The following is an 18,320-nucleotide window of genomic DNA, read 5'->3' as shown; positions in this document are numbered from 1 at the left end:
CAAAACCCAAGGAGAAGACCCATGTTCAAGCGTTTCCTTACCAGGGGCCTCAGGCTCGCCGGCATTGGCAGCGTTGCGGCGGCACTGATGACGGCGGCACCGGTGCTGGCTCAGGACAAAGAACCCATCGTGTTCGGCGGCTCTATCCCCCTGTCCGGGGTGTTTGCCTTCGCCGGCGTGCACATACACGCCGGCTTGACGGACTACACCAACTGGATCAACAGCCAGGGGGGAATCAACGGTCACCCGGTCAGGTATGTCATGGAAGACACCGGCTATGAGGTGGATCGCTCCGTGGCCGCGTTCAAGAAAATCACCGGCAGCAACCGGGTGCCGGTGTACTACGGCGACAGCACCGGATTCATGAAAACCATCGCCTCGGAGCTGAACAGCCGCGGCACCACCTTGATGAGCGGGGCCTCGTTCGCGACCGCGCTGACCGATAACCAGACCTACCCCTACCAGTTTATTCCCGGCCCGAACTACACCCAGATGTTCGGGATTATCCTGGAGTACATTGCCATGCAGGGCCAGGAAGGCGATAAGCCCACGGTGGCCTTTGTGTACAGCGATACCGAGTTTGGCAAGGACCCCATCGAGAACGGCAAGGCCAAAGCCGCCGAAATGGGCATCAAGGTAGTGGAAGAGATTGTCACCAAACCCGGCAGTGTGGATGTGTCGGCAGAGGTGCTGAAATTGCGGCGGGCGCGTCCCGATTATGTGGTGTTCCACGGCTATATCCTGTCGCCCATCAACGAGTTTATGGTGCAGATGCGGCAGATGGGACTGGACACCCAGTTCATGGGGACCTTCTGGTCCTCCGACAAACTCATCATCGACCGCATGGGCGCGGATGCGGACGGCTACATGGGGGTGATGCCCTACAACTACTACGACAGTGCCGAAGGCGGCCCCATGCTTGAGGCCCTGCGAAGCCAGGCCCAAAAGAGTGACCCGGATGCCGGCTACCGGCCCACCGCGTATATGCAGGGCTGGTTCAACGCCATGGTCTGGACCGAAGTGGTCAAGCGCACCCTCGATGCGGGCAAGGAGCTGACCGGCGACAATCTGGCGGCGTCCCTGGCGTCCATCCAGGACTGGGACACCGGTGGCATCATTGGCGTGCCAGTCACGGTCCGCGACATGTCGTTTCCGGTGGGCCGTATCTGGCGGGTGAACGCGAAAGAAGCCAGTTACGAGCCGGTCTCTGACTGGATTCACCTGAACTGAGGCCCCTATGGAAGCCTTGCTGGAAATCGACAACATCGAAGTGGTTTACAACAAGGCGGTGCAGGTTCTACGGGGCCTGTCACTGCGGGTTCCCGCCGGCGCTATTGTGGCGCTGCTGGGCTCCAACGGTGCCGGCAAGTCCACCACCCTGAAAAGCGTGTCGGGACTGCTGGCGCTGGAAGACGGCGCGGTGACCGCCGGGGACATCCGCTTCAAGAGCCGCAGTATGAAAGGGGCGGCCCCGGAAAAGCTGGTCCGGGACGGGTTGTTTCATGTGATGGAGGGGCGCCGCGTCTTTGAGGATCTGACCGTCGAAGAAAACCTCATAGCCGCCACCTACGCCCTGAGCGGCCGTCCACAAACCTTCCGTGACAGTTACGAGCTGGTGTACACCTATTTCCCCCGCCTTAAAGAACGCCGCAAACAGCTGGCGGGCTATCTGTCGGGGGGCGAGCAGCAGATGCTGGCCCTCGGCCGGGCACTGATCGCCCGGCCGGAACTGATCATGCTGGACGAGCCGTCTCTGGGGCTGGCTCCCCTGCTGGTGGAGGAAATATTCACCATCATTGCACGTATCAACCGGGAGCAGGGCACCGCCATCCTGCTGGTGGAACAGAATGCGGCGGTCTCCCTGGCGATCGCCTCCTATGGCTACATCATGGAAAACGGCAAAATTGTGATTGACGGTCCCGCCGAGCAGCTTACCGCCAATGAGGACGTGCAGGAGTTCTATCTCGGGGTGGGCGGTCAAGAGGGTGAAGCCCGCAGCTACCGGGACATCAAACACTACAAACGTCGCAAACGGTGGCTGTCATGAGCATCCCCCAGTGTCCACAGCTGACCCTGCCCCAGATGCTGCGGGCCCACAGCCAGGAGCGCCCGGACAAACTGGCGTTACGCCAGAAAGATTTCGGTATCTGGCAAACCTGCACCTGGCAGCAGTATTACCAGCGTGCCCGGCACTTTGGACTGGGTCTGCGTGCCCTCGGTCTTGCCGAAGGGGATCACGTGGCCATCCTGGCGGAAAACCGGGTGGAGTGGGTGATTGCGCAAATGGGGATCGGCCTGATGAAAGGAATTTGTGTGGGGGTGTATCCCACCAGCCCCTGGCACGAAGTGGCCTATGTGCTTGAGCACAGCGATGCAAAAATGGTGGTGTGTGAAGATCAGGAACAGACCGACAAGGTGCTGGAAGCCTGGCCGCAACTGCCAAAACTGCACCACAACGTGGTGATCGACCCCAAGGGACTGCGGGCCTATGAGAACCCGCCGTCCCCCTTTGAGGAGATAGAAGCCCGAGGGCGGGAGCTTGAACAGACCCATCCCGGGTTGATTGACCAGCTGCTGGACAGCCAGACCCTGGACGAGATCGCCATGATCATTTATACGTCCGGCTCCACCGGTCGACCCAAGGGGGCCATGATCAGCTGGGGCAACCTGCGCGCAGCCGCACCGGGGCTGCTGGCCATCCTGGCGTTGGGGGAGCGCGGTTCCAGTCTGTCCTATTTGCCCCTGTGTCACGTGGCCGAGCAGGCGTTTACCAACATTGCCCCGCTTTATGCGGGCAGCACCGTGAGTTTCGGAGAGAGTCTGCGCACCGTGCAGGAGGATCTTCGGGAAATTGCGCCCAGCTTTTTTCTGGGGGTACCGCGCATCTGGGAAAAACTGCACGCCGCCATACATATCAAGATTCAGGAAACCGGGGCCGTCCGGCGGGGTCTGTTTCACCGCGCGATGCAGCTCTGTGAGCCGCTGGCGACCAAGCCACGAAACCGATGGCGCTGGACCGAGTGGCTGACCTACGGAGTCTGCTACTGGCTGATATTCCGGGCACTGCAAAACTTCATCGGCCTGCGTCGGTGCACCATCGCCTTCACCGGAGCCGCCCCGATTGCCCCCGGTGTTCTGCAATTTTTTCGCACCTTGGGGATCCCCCTGGTGGAAGTCTACGGACAAACCGAAAGCACCGGTGCGGCCATTGCCCAGCCGGTGGACGACGTCCGGCTGGGAACGGCGGGGGTAGCCCTGCAAGGGCTGGAACTGAAGCTGGGCGCGCACAATGAAATCCTGATGCGCGGTGGCAGTGTGTTCACGGGATATTACAAGAACGCCGCGGCAACGGCCGAAACCCTGGACAACGGCTGGCTGCGTACCGGCGATGTGGGGGAGTGGCAGGACGGACACCTCAGGATTGTCGACCGGCTGAAAGACATCATGATCACCGCCGGAGGCAAGAATCTTTCGCCCACGGAAATTGAAAACGCCATCAAGGCGAGCCCGTATATCAAGGAGTGCATTGTCATCGGTGAGGCCCGCGCCTATGTCTCGGCACTGATCCAGATCGATTTTGACACGGTGGCCAAATGGGCCGAGCAGGTACGGATCGCCTACACCACCTTCCGCAGCCTCACCGAACACCCCCAGGTGAGGGACCTGATTCAGGCCGAGATAGACCGGGGCAATGAGCAGCTGCCCCGGGTGGCACAGATCAAGCGCTTCTACCTGCTCAGCAAGGAGCTGGATCATGACGACGATGAGGTGACCGCCACCATGAAAATACGCCGGAGCAGCATCCACAAAAAGTACGCCGAAGCGATCGAGTCGCTGTACTCCTGACCGTTGCCGGGGCCCGGCAGCGCCCCGGCCCCGACCAACGGCAATCCATTCCCGTAACCTTTCCCGAATCCGTGCATCCGAGTAGGTAAGTCGTTCCGTTTCCGGCGGTCGCTGAAATCGGGACGCGTCGACGTTCGACCAACGGCATCACAAGGGATCGGATCATGACCAGACATCAGAAACCACTGAGGCGGTGGGGGATTGCCGGGCTGCTGATCGGGGCGGGGCTGCTCGGTGGCTGCTCGGACGGCAGCACAGACAGGTTGATTGTCACCGGGCAATCGCCGGAGGCGGGTGCCCGGCTGGTGCCGGTGGACAGCCCGGTGCGGGTGACCTTCAGCAACCCGATCGACCCGGCCACCCTGGCTCAGGAGGACATCACCCTGGAGTGTCCCGAGGCGGTGGCGTTCGTCACCGAACGGACCTTCGAGCAGGATAACCGCACCGTCGTCCTCCACCCGGCAACCGCCTTGCCGGACAATGAAACCTGTGCCGTGCGGGTGGCGGCCGGTCTCACCGACGCCGCCAATCGACCACTCGCGGCGGCGGTACACTGGACCTTTGCGACCACCGCTCACCCGGACACTCTGGCGCTGGGGCAACAAATCTTTCGCTACGACACGTTCGGGGACGAACAGCAGTGGACCGATACCCTGCGGCTCCACGAGGTGATCCAGGCGGCGGTTGATCCGCTCACCGCACTCGCGGTGGGGCTGAAGGTGGATGTGGAGGCACTGCCCGACGCGGTGATTGACGGCATCGCCGAGGGCACCGTCGATCTGACCTCGCCCGCCACCACCTTGGCGTTACTGCAGCTTGATGCGGTCATTGGCCTCCGGGGCACGGTCGATCAGGTGGACGGTACCGCCACTCTGACCCGGGTCGGCATTACCTGTGCGTTGTGTCACTCGACCGTGGATGATTCCCTGGCGCCCGGTATTGGCCGGCGCCTCGATGGCTGGCCCAACCGGGATCTGGATCCGGGGGCCATCATTGCCCTGTCGCCGGCGCTGACCGAGGCGCAACAGGATATCTACAACTCCTGGGGGCCGGGAATGTACGACCCCCGGTTCAATCAGGATGGCATTAGCAGCCCCCATGTGATTACCCCGGCCTATGGGCTGGACGGCCTTGAAAAAATCACCAGCACCGGGGACGGGGATGAAATTGCCTATTGGAACCGGTACGTGGGCGTCACCCAAATGGGCGGTCAGGGGACGTTTTACGAGCCGCGCACCGGAGTTCGGGTGACCAACGGCACAGAAGACCTGATCACCGACAAGTTACCGGCCCTGCAAGCCTATCAGCTCTCCCTGCGGGCGCCGGCACCGCCAGAAGGCTCGTTTGACCCGGAGGCGGCGGTGCGCGGCGAAGCCCTGTTCAACGGCCAGGCGCAATGTGCGTCCTGCCACAGCGGGCCGGAGTTCACCGACGCCAATACCCGCTTGCACGCACCCTCCGAGGTGGTGAGCGAGCCCGAGCCCAATGGGGCACCGGGCTACGCATCCCGCACGGCGACCAAAATGTACCGGACGGCGCCGTTAAAGGGGCTGTGGCAGCATCCGCCTTATTTCCATAACGGCACGGCCGCAACCCTCGCCGATGTGGTGGCCCGCTACAATGAGCGCAAAGACCTGGCCTTGAGTGCCCGGCAGCAACAGGATCTGGTGGAATACCTGAAATCTCTGTAAATCCACTGCTAGGCTATAAGGCACGGTTGGTAAACGAGTGGTCCCAACTTACGGACAGATTGTTACGTTAACGAGGAGCACCTATGGCTACCGAAACTGGTTTTACCCTTCGCCCCGGCCGTCCGGTCGGGATTGTTTCCGCGGTGTGCGGCGCCGCGCTGGCGCTGGTGATGACCGTCACCCAGGCGGCGGAAGACATGGCCCCCGAGGTGGAAACCGCCGCGGCCCATGCCGGCTTCGCCGCCTCCGCAGGTGACATCAAAGGCGTGCAGAGTCACCTGCACCACGCCTTGAACTGTCTGGTGGGGCCGGACGGCGATGGATTTGACGCCAATGAGCTGAACCCCTGCCAGGGCATGGGCGAGGGCGCCATTCCCGCAACTGTGGACAGCAACCAAAAGGCGCATCTGGAAGCTGTGGTGGCGACCATCAACGACGGCCTGACCACGGAGGATTACGACGAGGCCAAAGCAGCGGCAATGAGCGCTGCGAAAGCGCTTAAAGGGGACAAGATGTAGTGCGGCGCTGGCGCGCGTTGCCCGCTGGCCAAGGTGCCGGCGGGCAACGAGCCGCTTCAGGTATGGGCGGTGTAAAACTCTGCAATGGCCGTGACCAACCGGCGCACATCCGTAAGGGTCACATCCTGATGGGTGACCAGACGCAGCGGATCGCCGGCGGAAATACGTATGCCCCGGGCGTGCAGGTGGTCACGCAATGGCTCCGTCAGGCCGGCCCGGCAACGGGCGTACACGATGTTGGTCTGGGTGCTGGCAGGATCGACCTCCAGCTGAGGGATACCCGCCAGGCCTGTTGCCAGTGCCTGCGCATGGTCGTGGTCTGCCTGCAGGCGCAGCGGCCCCTGTTCAAGGGCGATGCGACCGGCCGCAGCCAGTATGCCGGCCTGGCGCATGCCACCACCGAGCATTTTGCGCAGTCGCCTGGCCCGCTGAATAAACGCCGCGGATCCCAGCAACAGCGAGCCCACCGGGGCCCCCAGCCCTTTCGACAGACACACACTGACGGAATCGTAATAGCGGGTGATCTCCGTAACATCGCACCGAAGGGCGACCGCGGCGTTGAACACCCGGGCCCCGTCCAGGTGCAACAGCAATCGGTGCTGATCGCAGAACGCCCGGGCCTGCTGCTGGTACGCCAATGACAGCACCTTACCGCCAATGGTGTTTTCCAGGGACAGCAAGCGGGTGACCGCGAAGTGGATGTCGTCATCCTTGATCGCGGCGCGGGCCTTGGCGAGATCAATGCTGCCATCGGGTTCGTTTTCGATCGGTTGGGGCTGTACGCTGCCGAGCACCGCGGCGCCCCCGCCTTCGTAGCGGTAATTGTGCGCGGACTGCCCACACAGGTATTCTTCGCCCCGGGCGCAATGGCTCATGATGGCCAGCAGGTTGGCCTGGGTACCGCTGGTGGTAAACAGCGCCGCTGCAAAGCCGAGCCGTTCGGCGGCGCAGGCCTCCAGGCTGTTGACACTGGGGTCGTCCCCGTACACATCGTCCCCCACGTCGGCGCTGGCCATGGCTGCGCGCATCGCGGGGGTCGGCCGGGTTACCGTATCGCTGCGAAAATCGATCATGCGGATTGGGCTCCGGCGTCCGCGGTCTGCGCTTCATCAAGAGGGTGGCGCTTCCAGTAACCCGCCAGGATTGACCCGGAGACGTTATGCCAGATCGAGAAGAGCGCGCCGGGCAGGGCGGTGGCGGCGGTGAAGAACTGGTTGGCCAGGGCGACCGCCAGACCGGAATTCTGCATGCCCACCTCAATGGCAATGGTGCGGGCGGTGCGCTTATCGAAGCCCAGCAGCCGGCTGATGTTATAGCCGCCGGCCAGGCCGATCATGTTATGCAGGACCACCGCCAGCGCCACCAGCGGCCCCAGTGTGGCCAGCCGGCCGGCGTTCAGCGCCACTACAATGGCGATGATCAGGACGATGGCAAACATGGCCACGGACGCCAAAGCGGGCTCAACCTGACGAATGTGCATGCCCAGAAAATGATGCACGATCACCCCCACCGCAATGGGCGCAATCACCAGCTGGGCGATACTCATGAACATGCCAGCAACCGGCACATCCACCGTCTGACCCACCAGCAACGCGGTCAGCAGCGGGGTGGCGGCAACCGACACCACCGTAGAAACCAGGGTCATGGACACCGACAGCGCCACGTTACCATTGGCCAGCCAGGCCATCACATTAGAGGCGGTGCCGCCGGCAGTGGCGCCCACCAGCACCATCCCGGTGGTCAGCTCCGGTGACAGGTTGAGGCTCCAGCTCACCAATAAGGCCGCCAGGGGCATGACGGTAAATTGCAGGATCAGCCCGACGACGACCGGCAGGGGTGCGCGCAGCACCCCGAGAAAGTCGTCCCGCGACAGGGTCAGCCCCATGGTAAACATGATGAGTGCCAGCAGGACCTTGATGGAGGAGGCCAACCCGGTAAACCAGTCAGGCTGCCATACCGCACACAGCGCAAATAAAAGGGCCCAGACCGGAAACAGGCGATTGAGGCGTTCGAACGTTGGCATGACAGATCCTGATGGTTGGCTTTCGGTGGAAGAAACCGCGCGCTCAGACGCGGTACAGGGGTTCAGCATCCGGAATGTATGCGGCAATGACGGTCCGGGTCAAGCCGCCATTGGTCGGTTCTCATGGTGGCGTTGTCAACGGGGATCACCACCTCGGTCGCGCCGGTAACGTGCTAGAATGCCGCCTGCCACCCACCAGGTCCATATGACGGTACTATGCACACAAGCCCGAATACCTCGCTCGGCGTCACCCTGAACGTGATTGCCTCCGTGTTCTTTGCCCTGATGTTCGCCTATACCTCCTTGCTGGATGCGCTGAGCGGGGAAGAGATTTACGGGTGGCGCATGCTGCTGACCTTCCCCTGCCTGACGCTGATCATCCTGCTGCGCGGCTACTGGGCTCAGGTGGTGGTCATTTATCAACGCCTGCGCCGTGAGCGATATTTATGGGCAACCCGATTGGTCGCGGCTGCGCTGGTGGGTGTGCAGCAATGGCTGTTTTTGTGGGCGCCGGGAAATGGCTATGGGCTGGCCGTGTCACTGGGCTACTTCATGCTGCCCATTACCATGGTGATTGTCGGACGGATAGCGTTCAACGACCGCATGTCCCGGTTGCAGCAACTGGCCTGCGTGTTTGCAGTGCTGGGTATTGTGAACCAGATGGCGTTATCGCAGACCCTCGAGTGGCCAACGCTGGTGATTTGTCTGGGCTACCCGGGCTACTTCTGGCTGCGGCGGAAGACCGATACCAACAACATTGGCGGGCTGTGGTTCGACATGCTGCTCAGTCTGCCCGTGAGTCTGTTGTTTATCGTCGCGGGGGGGCAGGTCATTGCCAGCCTGGATGCCGGTGCCGGCCTGTCAGGGCTGGTGTTGGGGCTGGGCATGCTGAGCGCGCTGGCCCTGGCGTTTCAGTCGCTGTCGGCACCCCACCTGAACCTGAGCCTGTTTGGGTTGCTCGTTTACGTTGAGCCGGTGTTGCTGTTGCTGGTGGCTTTGTTGCTGGGCGAAAGCATTCTGCCGGGCGAATGGCCGACCTACATTGCCATCTGGCTGGCAGTGCTGGTGCTGACCGCAGACGGGGTGCGCGGGTTGCGGCGGCAGCGGCGGGTGCGCAACGCAGCCGTGGAACCTGCGGTGGTCGATACGGGGAACTCACCCTCGGTTTCCTGACAAGCGACCCGGGCGGCCAGCCCGGCTGAAGTACGGTGTGGCTACATATTGATAAGCGCGGACCGATAGATGTGGTGATGCGTAACAAATTGCTACACGAAAGCAGCCCGCGCACCGCCAAACTCTGCTAAACCTGTAAGTTGTGGCATCGCAAGGGTAGTGCAACGGTTACTCTGGATGCGGAGCTGAACACCGGTTGGCGGAGGGGGCATGGCTTCTCGTTATCTTAAGCGATTGGTTTCCAGCAAATTGTTTCGTCCGGTCTTTCTGGTGCTGATTGTTGCCGGTCTGGTTCAGGTGACGATCAACCAGTGGCTGATTGCGGATCAGGTCGATCGCCTGGTGAGCACCGCAGGCTCTGCGCTTACCGCCAGCAGCGATCAGCTCAGCGTATCCTTCGAACACACCCGGGACGACGTACGGACCCGTTTGCAGGCGATGCGTGAGGACAGCATTGACGGGCTGGCGGAGCAGCTTACCCGTCAGCAAACCGACCAGCAGCAGCGGGTGGCCGAGAATGTGCGCGCTGCGGTGATGGCCGAAGCGCAGGGGCTGGCAGAGGTGCTGGCGACCGTGGCCGCACCGATGATCTGGGACCGGGACATCCCCCAGTTGACCGATCTGGTAGAACTGGCGGACGCGCGCGAATCGGTGCTGTTTGCGGTGTATTTCGATCAGTACGGCGAGCGCCTGACCCGGTACGTTGACCGCACCGATGAACGTGTCCTGAATCTGATGAGCGAGGGTAAGGGCCGCGGCGCGGCTAACCGTGTGCTGGATGCGGCCAGCCGTGACCCTAACGTGGTCATCATCACCGCTGACATCAAACCCAAAGGTTCGAGCATCGGCCAGTTGAAGCTGGGCCTCTCTCTGGAAGGGATCAATCGCGATCTCGCCCGGCTGGAGGAAGAGTTCGGCGCCACTCTGGCGGCCAGTATCGACGGGTCACGGCACACGCTCGAAGCGGAAACCGAACAGGTCAACCAGCGTCTGCAGCAGCAACTGGCAGACATGGGGGCCGATGCCCAGGCCCGCATCCATGAAACCATGAGTGCGCTGCGTCTCGAGGCCTCCGGGTTGTCGTCCAGTCTCATCCTGGTGGCCGTGAGCTCCATGATTGTCCTGCTGGTGCTGGTGGCCGCGGTGCTTGGCGGCGGCGTCTTGCCCCGCGTCTCGCGCCTGAATTCGGCGATCAGTGATATTGCCGATGGCGAAGCCGATCTGACCCAGCGGGTCAATATGCGCGGCAACGATGAACTCACCGAAATGGCCCGGGGTGTCAACCAGTTCATTGCCCGCATCCAGGAGCTGGTCTCCGACGTGAAAAATTCGGCGGAGTCGGCGGACGGTCAGGCGCGGACGCAGGGGGAAATCAGCCACCAGGCGGTTGCCACGGTGAGTGCGCAGCAGCAACAGGTGGCGGACGCGTCGGAAACCATTGCGGCCATGTCTGACAGCATTGCCGGCGTGGCCGCCAACGTTGAGGAGGTGGCGGGGGCGCTGCGCAGCGTCAGTGACGAGAGTCAGGCCACCGCGGACATTTCCCGTGACGTGCGGGTACGCCTCGATGACGTGGTGACCAATGTGGAAAAAGCGGTCGCTACGGTTAACGCTTTGAACGACCAGAGCACCGAAATCACCACGGTGTTGTCGGTTATCGGCGCGATCGCCGAGCAGACCAACCTTCTGGCACTGAACGCGGCGATTGAGTCGGCCCGGGCGGGCGATGCGGGGCGTGGCTTTGCGGTCGTGGCCGATGAGGTCAGAACTCTGGCAGGCCGGACCCAGCAGTCCACTACGGAAATCGAAGCCATCATTGCGCAATTGCAGCAGGGCAGTCAGGAGGCAGTAGCCGTTATTGGTGAGGTGTCAGGGCAGGTCGCGGAGTCGTCTGCCGAGTTCCGGCGCGCCGATGAACACTTCGACCGGATCAACCAGTTGCTGGGGAGCTTGCAGGAACGCGCGCTGAGCATCTCGGCCGTCGCAGAACAGGAAGGGCAGCGTGCTGAAGCCGCCAGAGTGAGTGTTGAGGACATTGCCCGCAGCTCGGAGTCCACCGTCGACGCCATTCAGCGATCCGATCATGCCAGCTCGCAGATCGGTGAGCTGTTGGCAGAGCTGCAGGTGAAGGCCTCCCAGTTCCGGGTGTGATAACGCTGGTGTGAGCGGAACCTTGTGCCTGCCCGCTTAGCGCGGGTCATAATCCACGCGGCGCCGCTGCCGGCCAGCGAGGAGTGCCAGCAGTTGAGTTGTGACCCGAAATACCCCCGTCAATAGCGGCACCAACAACCACAGCAGCCACCGGCCGATGCAGAGTGCCGGCATCAGCACCAGCACCCAGCCCACCAAGCGCACCACCGGCGCGGGGTACCCCAGAGCCCCGGCGACACCGGTCAGCAGGTCGTTGATAATGCCGGGGTGGGTCACCACCAAATAACCTGCGCCGACCAGCACGGGCCATTTGGCGTAGCGGCTGCCGTTGAGCAGCAACCGGCTGCTGCGAGTGACCCGGGCGGTATAGGCGGCGGCCCGCGCACCCCGGCTGGCCGACTGGGTAGTGACGGTCGCCGTACGGCCGATGCGCAGAAGCTTCACCGCACTGGCGAACACCAGCGCATCCAGGGATGCACGGCCCAGGTCACCGGCAGTGAGCTCCTCGCCGAAGCGGTGCTTGATTTCCAGATCCCGGATACCGCTGGCGAAAAACTGGTTCAACCCCTCCAGTACCCGTTCGGTACCGAGCCACAAAGTATTGCCCTGGTCGTCAACAGCAAACTGGCCGATAAAGTTGTAGCCCTCGGTATGGATGAAATGCACGGCGTACCAGCCGCGCTCGTCCGGCGACAGCCCAGAACGGGCAACCCTGCCCGGGTCTCCGGACGCAGGCTCGCCTGGGGTGTCGGCGAACAATCGCTTGGCCGCCTGCAATTGTGCCGCGGCTGTGTTCATCCACTCCAGGGTGCTGACGCGATTGCTGACGAAGTAATCAATCGGCGGCAGGATGTTTTCACCATAACGCCGCAGGATTTGCTGAAACTCGGGTTCGGCGGCGTACAGCGGAAACAGGCGGCGGGACATTTGCGGGTACCGCAGGAACGCGGCCTGCGCCTTTAACAGCAACAAGGGATCGTCCGCCATGTCCAGCAGCAGTGCCTGAATCTCAACGGGTTCCTGTTCTATCGCGGGAAACCCGGCGAGCACCTCGCTGGCGTGAATCCGGATCAGCTTGTGTTCTATGGGAACCGGTCTGGCGGTCAGGCTGAAAAAAGTTGCCAGTAGCAGGGCCAGACCACCGACCGGAAGTAACTTGTTCAAAGGATCACCATCCCATCGCCACTCTTTGGTCAGTCAGTGTACCGGTATTGACCAGAATATAACGACAGCCGCACAAGTTTATCTATGCTGCAATTATAGAACCTTAGCAACAGGGCGACAGGTGCGCCGACCGGAACTGTGCGCAAGGCGCGGCTGACGGAGTACACTGGGTGTCAGGACCATCGACGGAAGGAAACATTCATGAGTCAGAATGACGGCACCAGCGGTAAGCTGGATAAGTTGCTGGCCGAGCAGCGAGAGTACATCGCCAAACGCGAGCGCGGTTACCGGGAGCGGGCTCTGAAAATGTATCCCTGGGTGTGCGGGCGGTGTGCGCGGGAATTCACCCGCAGCAATTTGCGGGAGCTGACGGTACACCATGTGGATCATGACCACGACAACAACCCTGCAGACGGCAGCAACTGGGAACTGCTGTGCGTCTACTGCCACGATGAAGAGCACCGCAAATTTGAGGCGTATGTGCGGTACGGCAGCAGCACCGAAAAGAGGCGGGAGGCGGCGACCCACAATCCGTTTGCCGGGCTCAGGGAAGCATTAGAGAACAAAAACGCCGATGACGACCCCAACTGAGGCCCGTATGTTACTGATACTCGCAATATTCACGGTCGTGATTGCGGTGGCAACGGTATTGCCCCTCTGGAATAATCCGCACTGGATGGTGCGAGGTTTCGATTTTCCGCGTATGCAAATCGCGGTACTCGCGCTGGTGTTGATGGTTCTGCTGCTGGTCTTGCTCGATCTGGCGCAGGCCACCAGCTGGGTGCTGATCGCGGTGACGGCGCTCTGTCTGGGGGGGGCAGTTGTGGTGGATCCTGCCTTATACGGCGATCTGGCCCACAGAGGTGAACACCGCCCGCCCCACGGATTCCGACCGGACCCTGACCATCCTCACCTCCAACGTCCTCACCCCGAACCGCAACGCCGCCGCGTTGATTGCTCTGGTTGAAGAACACCAACCCGATGTGCTGGTCACCCTGGAATCTGACCAGTGGTGGCAGGATCAGCTGGCGGTGCTGGAATCCGACCTGCCTTACACCATCAAATACCCGCTGGATAACCTGTACGGCATGCACGTGTATTCCAGATTACCCCTGTCTGACGAGGAAGTGGCCTTTCTGGTGGAGGACGATGTGCCGTCCATGCATGCGTTGGTGCAGTTGCGTTCCGGTGACCGGGTTCGTGTCCACTTTGTTCACCCGGCCCCCCCGAGTCCCACGGAAAACGAGGAGTCCGCAGAGCGGGACGCGGAGCTGGTGATCGTGGCGAAAAGCATCGCTGACAGCACGCAGCCCATCATCGTCACCGGTGATCTGAACGACGTGGCCTGGTCGCCCACCACCCGCCTGTTCCGCAAAATCAGTGGCTTGCTGGACCCCCGGGTGGGCCGGGGTATGTACAGTACCTTCCACGCGGATTACCCCTTCATGCGCTGGCCGTTGGATCATCTGTTCCACAGCAAGGATTTTACGGTCAAGACCATCCGCCGTTTGCCCTCCATCGGTTCCGACCACTTCCCGCTGCTGGCCAGTGTGGTGTTTACGCCCGCCGAACGCCAGGAGCAGGAGGGCCTGCAACCGGAGGCGGGTGACCACAAGCGGGCGGAGCAGATAGCAAAGGAGCGGGACGCGGATAAGCGTGATGTGCCCGAGCCGGGGTTAAAATAAGCCCATCTGGGCGTCGTCGCTGTTAAACGACAGCGGGGCCACGCCGGCGAGGCGCTCGTGCAACAGCTCTGACCACAGGGCGGCGAGTGCCGGACCGTCGCTGTTGTCCGGCATGTGCATGAACACGTAGGGCCGGCGACCGCCTTCAATCCACCCCGCCACCCGTTCCACCCAGGCGGTCAGGAACGGCCGGTTGGCGTTGAGATCCGGGTGACCGATGTAGCGGATCACCGGGGGCGCAGCCACCGGCAGCAGGTGCACGGGCACGCGGGGTTTTTTCCGTTGGGCGTCGCGGACGATGTCGGTGTCGGGAACGGCCGAGAAGAGGGCGCGGCTGTCAAAGCAGACCCGGGCAATATTCCGCTGCCGCAGGCCGCGGTTGAGAGTCTTCTCCGCTGCACCCTTACTGAAAAAAGCGTGGTGACGGACTTCGACCGTGCACGTCAGGGGCGCGGGCAGGGCGTCCATGAAACGCCATAAACGGTCCAGGTGCTCCGGGCCGAAAGCCGCAGGCAACTGCAACAGAAACGGGCCGAGCACATCCCGCAGAGGGGCAATGACTTGCAGAAAGGCCTGGACATCCAGATCCACCCCGGCCATGACCCGGTCGTGGGTGATGTGCCGTGGAAACTTCAGCAGAAAACGGAAATCGTCCGGCACCTGGGTGCGCCATTGGGTGCACTGCGCCTGGCTGGGAATCGCATAGAAAGTGGTATTGCCTTCAACGCAATTGAAGACCTTGCTGTAGCGTTCCAGCGGGCTGCTGCCGGGCGGCAGCAAACCGCTCCAGCCAGCATGCTGCCATTGCGGACAACCAAGATAGTAGCTTAGTGACATACCCTATATTGTAGACCCATATTGGAGGTGACTAAAGTTTCATAGATTTAACAAGTGCTTAACTGTGGGTCTGGGTAGATGACAAGGAACAAATCATGGGTGTTACCGGTGCTGGCGTTGGTGGTTCTGGCGGCCAGCTTTGTGTTCAGCACAGCCTGGCTGCAGTTGTGTGCCGGTCTGGCGTTGTTTCTGTTTGGCATGCAGTGCCTGGAAGAAGGGCTGAAAAAGCTGGCCGGCAGCCGGCTGGAGCAATTGCTTGAACGCAGCACCGCCACACCCGTTAAGGGGTTACTGTTTGGGGCCGGCGGCACCATGATCGTGCAGTCGACCACGCTGATGTCGCTGCTCACCATCGCGTTCATCAGTACCGGTCTGATACCGCTGGCGGGCGGGATCTCCATCGTGCTGGGGATAAATCTGGGTACCAGTGGGGGCTTTTGGTTGCTCGCCGCCGCCGGTCAGGATTTCAGTCTGGGGCCCCTGGCCATGCCGTTGCTGGTGTTTGGCGTGCTCGCCGGGCTGGACTCGTCCAGGGGCAAGGCGGTGGGTCGTCTTGTGCTGGGTGTCGCCTTTATTTTTCTGGGCGTTGATCAGATCAAAGCCGGGTTTACCGAGTTTGGCGGGGCGGTGGATTTTGCCGGTCAGGTCGGTGACGGCACGCTGGTGCAGTTGGGCTTCGTCGTCATGGGTCTGGTGATGACCGCGATTTTGCAGTCCAACCACGCCACCTTCATGCTGGTACTGGCGGCCCTGGCCGGTGGCCAGATCGAACTGTGGCAAGGCATGGCCATTGCGATCGGCGGTAACATTGGCAGCAGCATGGCCACGGCCCTCGTCGGCTGGCTGGGAGGGAACCGCAGCGGCCAGCGACTGGCGCTGGTGCATGTGTTATTCAATCTGCTCACCGGCGCGGTCACTCTGGTGTTGCTGACGCCGCTGATGTGGTTCTCCCAGGCAGTGATGACGGTGTTCGGTGCGGGTGATAATGCGCTGTTGCAACTGGCCCTGTTTCAGACCCTGTTTGACGTCATCGGGGTGTTGCTGATCTGGCCCTGGCAGCAGCGGCTGGAGCGGGGGTTGTGCCGTTTCCTGCCGGACAAGCAAGAACCCCAGGTGTTGATTACCGATGTGAAAACCGGGCCGCGGGCGGCAACTGAACAGCGGCAGTTGCCCGAAACCCATGCCCGGTACCTGGACGAGGCAGCCTTGGCCTCGGTGGATACCGCCTCCCGGGCAGTGGTTCATGAGCTGCAGCATCTGGGGCGCTTGAGCATGGAGGTCATTTGCCACGCGCTGTATCAGCCGATTGAACAGCTGATTGGTGTGCAGGTGGATGAAGCTCGCCTGAACGCCCGTCCCGATGATCACGAAGGGTTGGACACCGAGGAGCTTTACCAGCGCCATATCAAAGTCGTTTATTCGGAGTTGCTCGGTTTTATGAGCCGGCTCGAGTCGGCCAACGACGAGGAGCATCAGCCATTCTGGATGACCTGCCAGATGGTGGCGCTGCAACTGGTGGATGCCGTGAAAGACGCCAAGGCGTTGCAGCGAAATCTGGGGCGTTACCTGCGCGATGAGCGCTCGCAGGCGCACCCGCATTATCTGGAATTGCGCCGCCATTTGTTGTGGTTGCTGCGGCAGGTGCGGGAAGTGGGTCGGCTGGAGCTGCCGGATGAAGTGTGGCGCCGCCGGTTGGACTGGGTGGATGCGGAAGTGGCCAGGTTTGATGCGGAGTTCCGTCACCGGATTTTCAGTGAGATACGCAATGGCGAGTTGAATAACCTGCAGGCAGGCTCGCTGATGCACGACCTCAGCTACGCCACGCGCATCATTCAGAGTTTCCGTAACGTGCTGCAACTGGGGCTTGCCGATGGCAATGAACTGTTGCGGGAAGTGCGCCGGTTGGGCGGCGACGATGGGCTGCCGCTGATCCGGATGGCTACGTTTGGGTAGGGGTAGCCGCCGTCAGGGTACATAGGGCCCGCCGCCGCGCAACTCCAGATAATGCATCCACAGCAGACGCGCCGCAATGGCGCGCCAGGGAGCCCAGGCCCGGGCAAACCGCTGTTGCTGATGGTGGGTGGCGGGCGCCTCCAGTTTCTTCACATCCTGCAAGGCGGTGGCCAGTGCCAGATCGCCCCGGGGCCAGATATCCGGTCGGCGCAGAGCCATCAGGTAGTAGATATCGACACTCCAGGGGCCCAGTCCCGGAATCGCCAGCAACGTCTGGCGGCCTTCCGGATCATTGAGCATTTCCAGCCGGTCAAGCCGCAGTTGGCCAGTGTATATCCGCTGCGCCAGTTGGTAACAGTAGCGCGCCTTCTGCCGGGTTAATCCGAGGGCTTTCAAGCCTGCTTCGCCCGCGATTAACACCGCTTGAGGGGACATCTCGCCCAGATGTGTGTGTACACGCCGGTACAGAGTACGCGCGGCTTTCAGGGACACCTGCTGCTCCAGAATAATTCTTATCAGGGTGGCGAATCCGGGCTCACGGGCCCAAAGTGGTGGGGTACCCAAACGCTCGTATAAGTGGCCAAGATCCGGGTCCGCAGCGGCAAGCTGCTCCGCTCCGTATCTGAGGGTTTCAGCAGTTAGCGGGGTGGTCGTCGCATTTGCCACAGCTCGGCTCCTGATTCGCTGAACGGGAGACTGATTAAGCGCGCCACTCTAATTTTAGGATATTAAAAGCTGACTCGGGAAGTTCTGTGGCAGTCTTTTCCGGTATGGCCCTGTGCTGCGAACGCGCTGGCACAGGGGCTACCCGGGCCATGACCTTCGGGTGCGTGACTGAACCGGCAGTCTGTCCGATGCGCAGCGCGAGGCAGCCGGGCCGGGCTAGGAATCGCCCCCGGAATTCATGCGCACCAGCGGCCCGCAGACGGTGACGCCGCCGGGGTCAACTTTTACAAAGCTGCCACCGGCTTGCAGGGTCACTTCGGCACCGGCTTCAATCACAATTTTCAGACCTGCCTGATGGTGGATCTGCTGGCCGGCCTCGATGAGCTGGGCGTGGCCTTGTTGGTTGTGATGGTTGCCGTTGACGGTGAGGGTATAGTCGCCCCCGGTGCTCTCCCGGCGGTCCCCATCGACACTCAGATGGTCATTGTTTTTTATCCGGCTGATGCGGTCGTTCGCCACGGTCAGATGGCGGTCGTGGCAAATGACCTCCGTGCGGTTGTGCCGGGTGTGCACAGCCAGGTCTTTCTGGGCGTGGAGGTAAATCTGCTCCTCG

At 61.9% G+C, this 18,320-nt stretch carries 16 protein-coding genes; 10 read left to right on the top strand and 6 right to left on the bottom strand.

Annotation, left to right across the window (positions count from 1 at the left end; translation table 11 throughout):
- The first annotated feature begins 21 nt into the window (after positions 1-21).
- The 5 genes from BG841_RS02360 to BG841_RS02340 all read left to right on the top strand — a co-directional run bounded on the left by BG841_RS02360 (position 22) and on the right by BG841_RS02340 (position 6,055).
- The gene (locus BG841_RS02360; RefSeq protein WP_070056186.1) at positions 22-1,230 is read left to right on the top strand and encodes an ABC transporter substrate-binding protein; all 1,209 of its coding nucleotides are present in this window, start codon (positions 22-24) and stop codon (positions 1,228-1,230) included.
- A gap of 7 nt (positions 1,231-1,237) precedes the next feature.
- A complete protein-coding gene (locus tag BG841_RS02355) occupies positions 1,238-2,047 on the top strand; it encodes an ABC transporter ATP-binding protein (RefSeq protein ID WP_070056185.1) in 810 nt (269 codons plus the stop codon).
- Positions 2,044-3,846: an AMP-dependent synthetase/ligase gene (locus tag BG841_RS02350; RefSeq protein WP_070056184.1), complete on the top strand. Its 1,803-nt coding sequence runs from the start codon at positions 2,044-2,046 to the stop codon at positions 3,844-3,846. Before BG841_RS02355 ends, BG841_RS02350 begins: the two co-directional genes overlap by 4 nt.
- Positions 3,847-4,010: 164 nt before the next feature.
- The gene (locus BG841_RS02345; RefSeq protein ID WP_083260158.1) at positions 4,011-5,537 is read left to right on the top strand and encodes an Ig-like domain-containing protein; all 1,527 of its coding nucleotides are present in this window, start codon (positions 4,011-4,013) and stop codon (positions 5,535-5,537) included.
- A gap of 83 nt (positions 5,538-5,620) precedes the next feature.
- Positions 5,621-6,055 carry a hypothetical protein gene (locus tag BG841_RS02340; protein WP_070056183.1) on the top strand — a complete coding sequence of 145 codons (435 nt, stop codon included), beginning with the start codon at positions 5,621-5,623 and terminating at the stop codon, positions 6,053-6,055.
- Positions 6,056-6,111: 56 nt separating this feature from the next.
- Here BG841_RS02340 and ltaE read toward each other — a convergent pair whose 3' ends face one another.
- Together ltaE and BG841_RS02330 are read right to left on the bottom strand one after the other, a co-directional pair.
- On the bottom strand, positions 6,112-7,134 hold the full coding sequence (gene ltaE, locus BG841_RS02335) for a low-specificity L-threonine aldolase (RefSeq protein WP_228141701.1): 1,023 nt from the start codon (positions 7,132-7,134) through the stop codon (positions 6,112-6,114).
- Positions 7,125-8,078: a bile acid:sodium symporter family protein gene (locus BG841_RS02330; RefSeq protein ID WP_070056181.1), complete on the bottom strand. Its 954-nt coding sequence runs from the start codon at positions 8,076-8,078 to the stop codon at positions 7,125-7,127. The genes ltaE and BG841_RS02330 overlap by 10 nt, the downstream gene beginning before the upstream one ends.
- 216 nt (positions 8,079-8,294) lie before the next feature.
- On the opposite strand from BG841_RS02330, the gene rarD reads away from it, so the two are divergent.
- Both rarD and BG841_RS02320 read left to right on the top strand, forming a co-directional pair.
- Positions 8,295-9,251 carry an EamA family transporter RarD gene (rarD, locus tag BG841_RS02325; RefSeq protein WP_070056180.1) on the top strand — a complete coding sequence of 319 codons (957 nt, stop codon included), beginning with the start codon at positions 8,295-8,297 and terminating at the stop codon, positions 9,249-9,251.
- A 210-nt stretch (positions 9,252-9,461) separates the two neighbouring features.
- Positions 9,462-11,402, top strand: a complete 1,941-nt coding sequence (locus BG841_RS02320) for a methyl-accepting chemotaxis protein (protein WP_070056179.1) — start codon at positions 9,462-9,464, stop codon at positions 11,400-11,402.
- Positions 11,403-11,438: 36 nt separating this feature from the next.
- Here the strand turns inward: BG841_RS02320 and BG841_RS02315 are convergent, their stop codons facing one another.
- Positions 11,439-12,566, bottom strand: a complete 1,128-nt coding sequence (locus tag BG841_RS02315) for a hypothetical protein (RefSeq protein WP_070056178.1) — start codon at positions 12,564-12,566, stop codon at positions 11,439-11,441.
- A 201-nt stretch (positions 12,567-12,767) separates the two neighbouring features.
- Here BG841_RS02315 and BG841_RS02310 point away from each other — a divergent pair, with 201 nt between their 5' ends.
- Positions 12,768-13,157, top strand: a complete 390-nt coding sequence (locus BG841_RS02310; RefSeq protein ID WP_070056177.1) for a YajD family HNH nuclease — start codon at positions 12,768-12,770, stop codon at positions 13,155-13,157.
- 230 nt (positions 13,158-13,387) lie between these two features.
- Positions 13,388-14,251, top strand: coding sequence for an endonuclease/exonuclease/phosphatase family protein (locus BG841_RS02305; protein WP_228141575.1), 864 nt, complete (start codon positions 13,388-13,390; stop codon positions 14,249-14,251).
- On the opposite strand, the gene BG841_RS02300 is transcribed toward BG841_RS02305, so the two are convergent.
- Positions 14,243-15,088 (bottom strand): DUF72 domain-containing protein, encoded by an 846-nt coding sequence (locus tag BG841_RS02300; RefSeq protein WP_070056176.1) that lies wholly within the window; start codon positions 15,086-15,088, stop codon positions 14,243-14,245. The genes BG841_RS02305 and BG841_RS02300 overlap by 9 nt on opposite strands.
- A 78-nt stretch (positions 15,089-15,166) precedes the next feature.
- Here BG841_RS02300 and BG841_RS02295 point away from each other — a divergent pair, with 78 nt between their 5' ends.
- Positions 15,167-17,041 carry a Na/Pi cotransporter family protein gene (locus BG841_RS02295; protein WP_070056175.1) on the top strand — a complete coding sequence of 625 codons (1,875 nt, stop codon included), beginning with the start codon at positions 15,167-15,169 and terminating at the stop codon, positions 17,039-17,041.
- A gap of 12 nt (positions 17,042-17,053) precedes the next feature.
- Here the strand turns inward: BG841_RS02295 and BG841_RS02290 are convergent, their stop codons facing one another.
- Both BG841_RS02290 and BG841_RS02285 read right to left on the bottom strand, forming a co-directional pair.
- Positions 17,054-17,707, bottom strand: coding sequence for a DNA-3-methyladenine glycosylase family protein (locus BG841_RS02290; RefSeq protein WP_070056174.1), 654 nt, complete (start codon positions 17,705-17,707; stop codon positions 17,054-17,056).
- Between the two features lie 216 nt (positions 17,708-17,923).
- The coding region (locus tag BG841_RS02285; RefSeq protein WP_416202610.1) for a bacteriophage T4 gp5 trimerisation domain-containing protein at positions 17,924-18,320 on the bottom strand (397 nt) is incomplete at its 5' end.

Source organism: Marinobacter sp. X15-166B (assembly GCF_001752365.1).
Taxonomy (GTDB): Bacteria; Pseudomonadota; Gammaproteobacteria; order Pseudomonadales; family Oleiphilaceae; genus Marinobacter.
The sequence above is the reverse complement of the archived record's forward strand: the minus strand, read 5'-3'. Positions and strand labels throughout refer to the sequence as shown.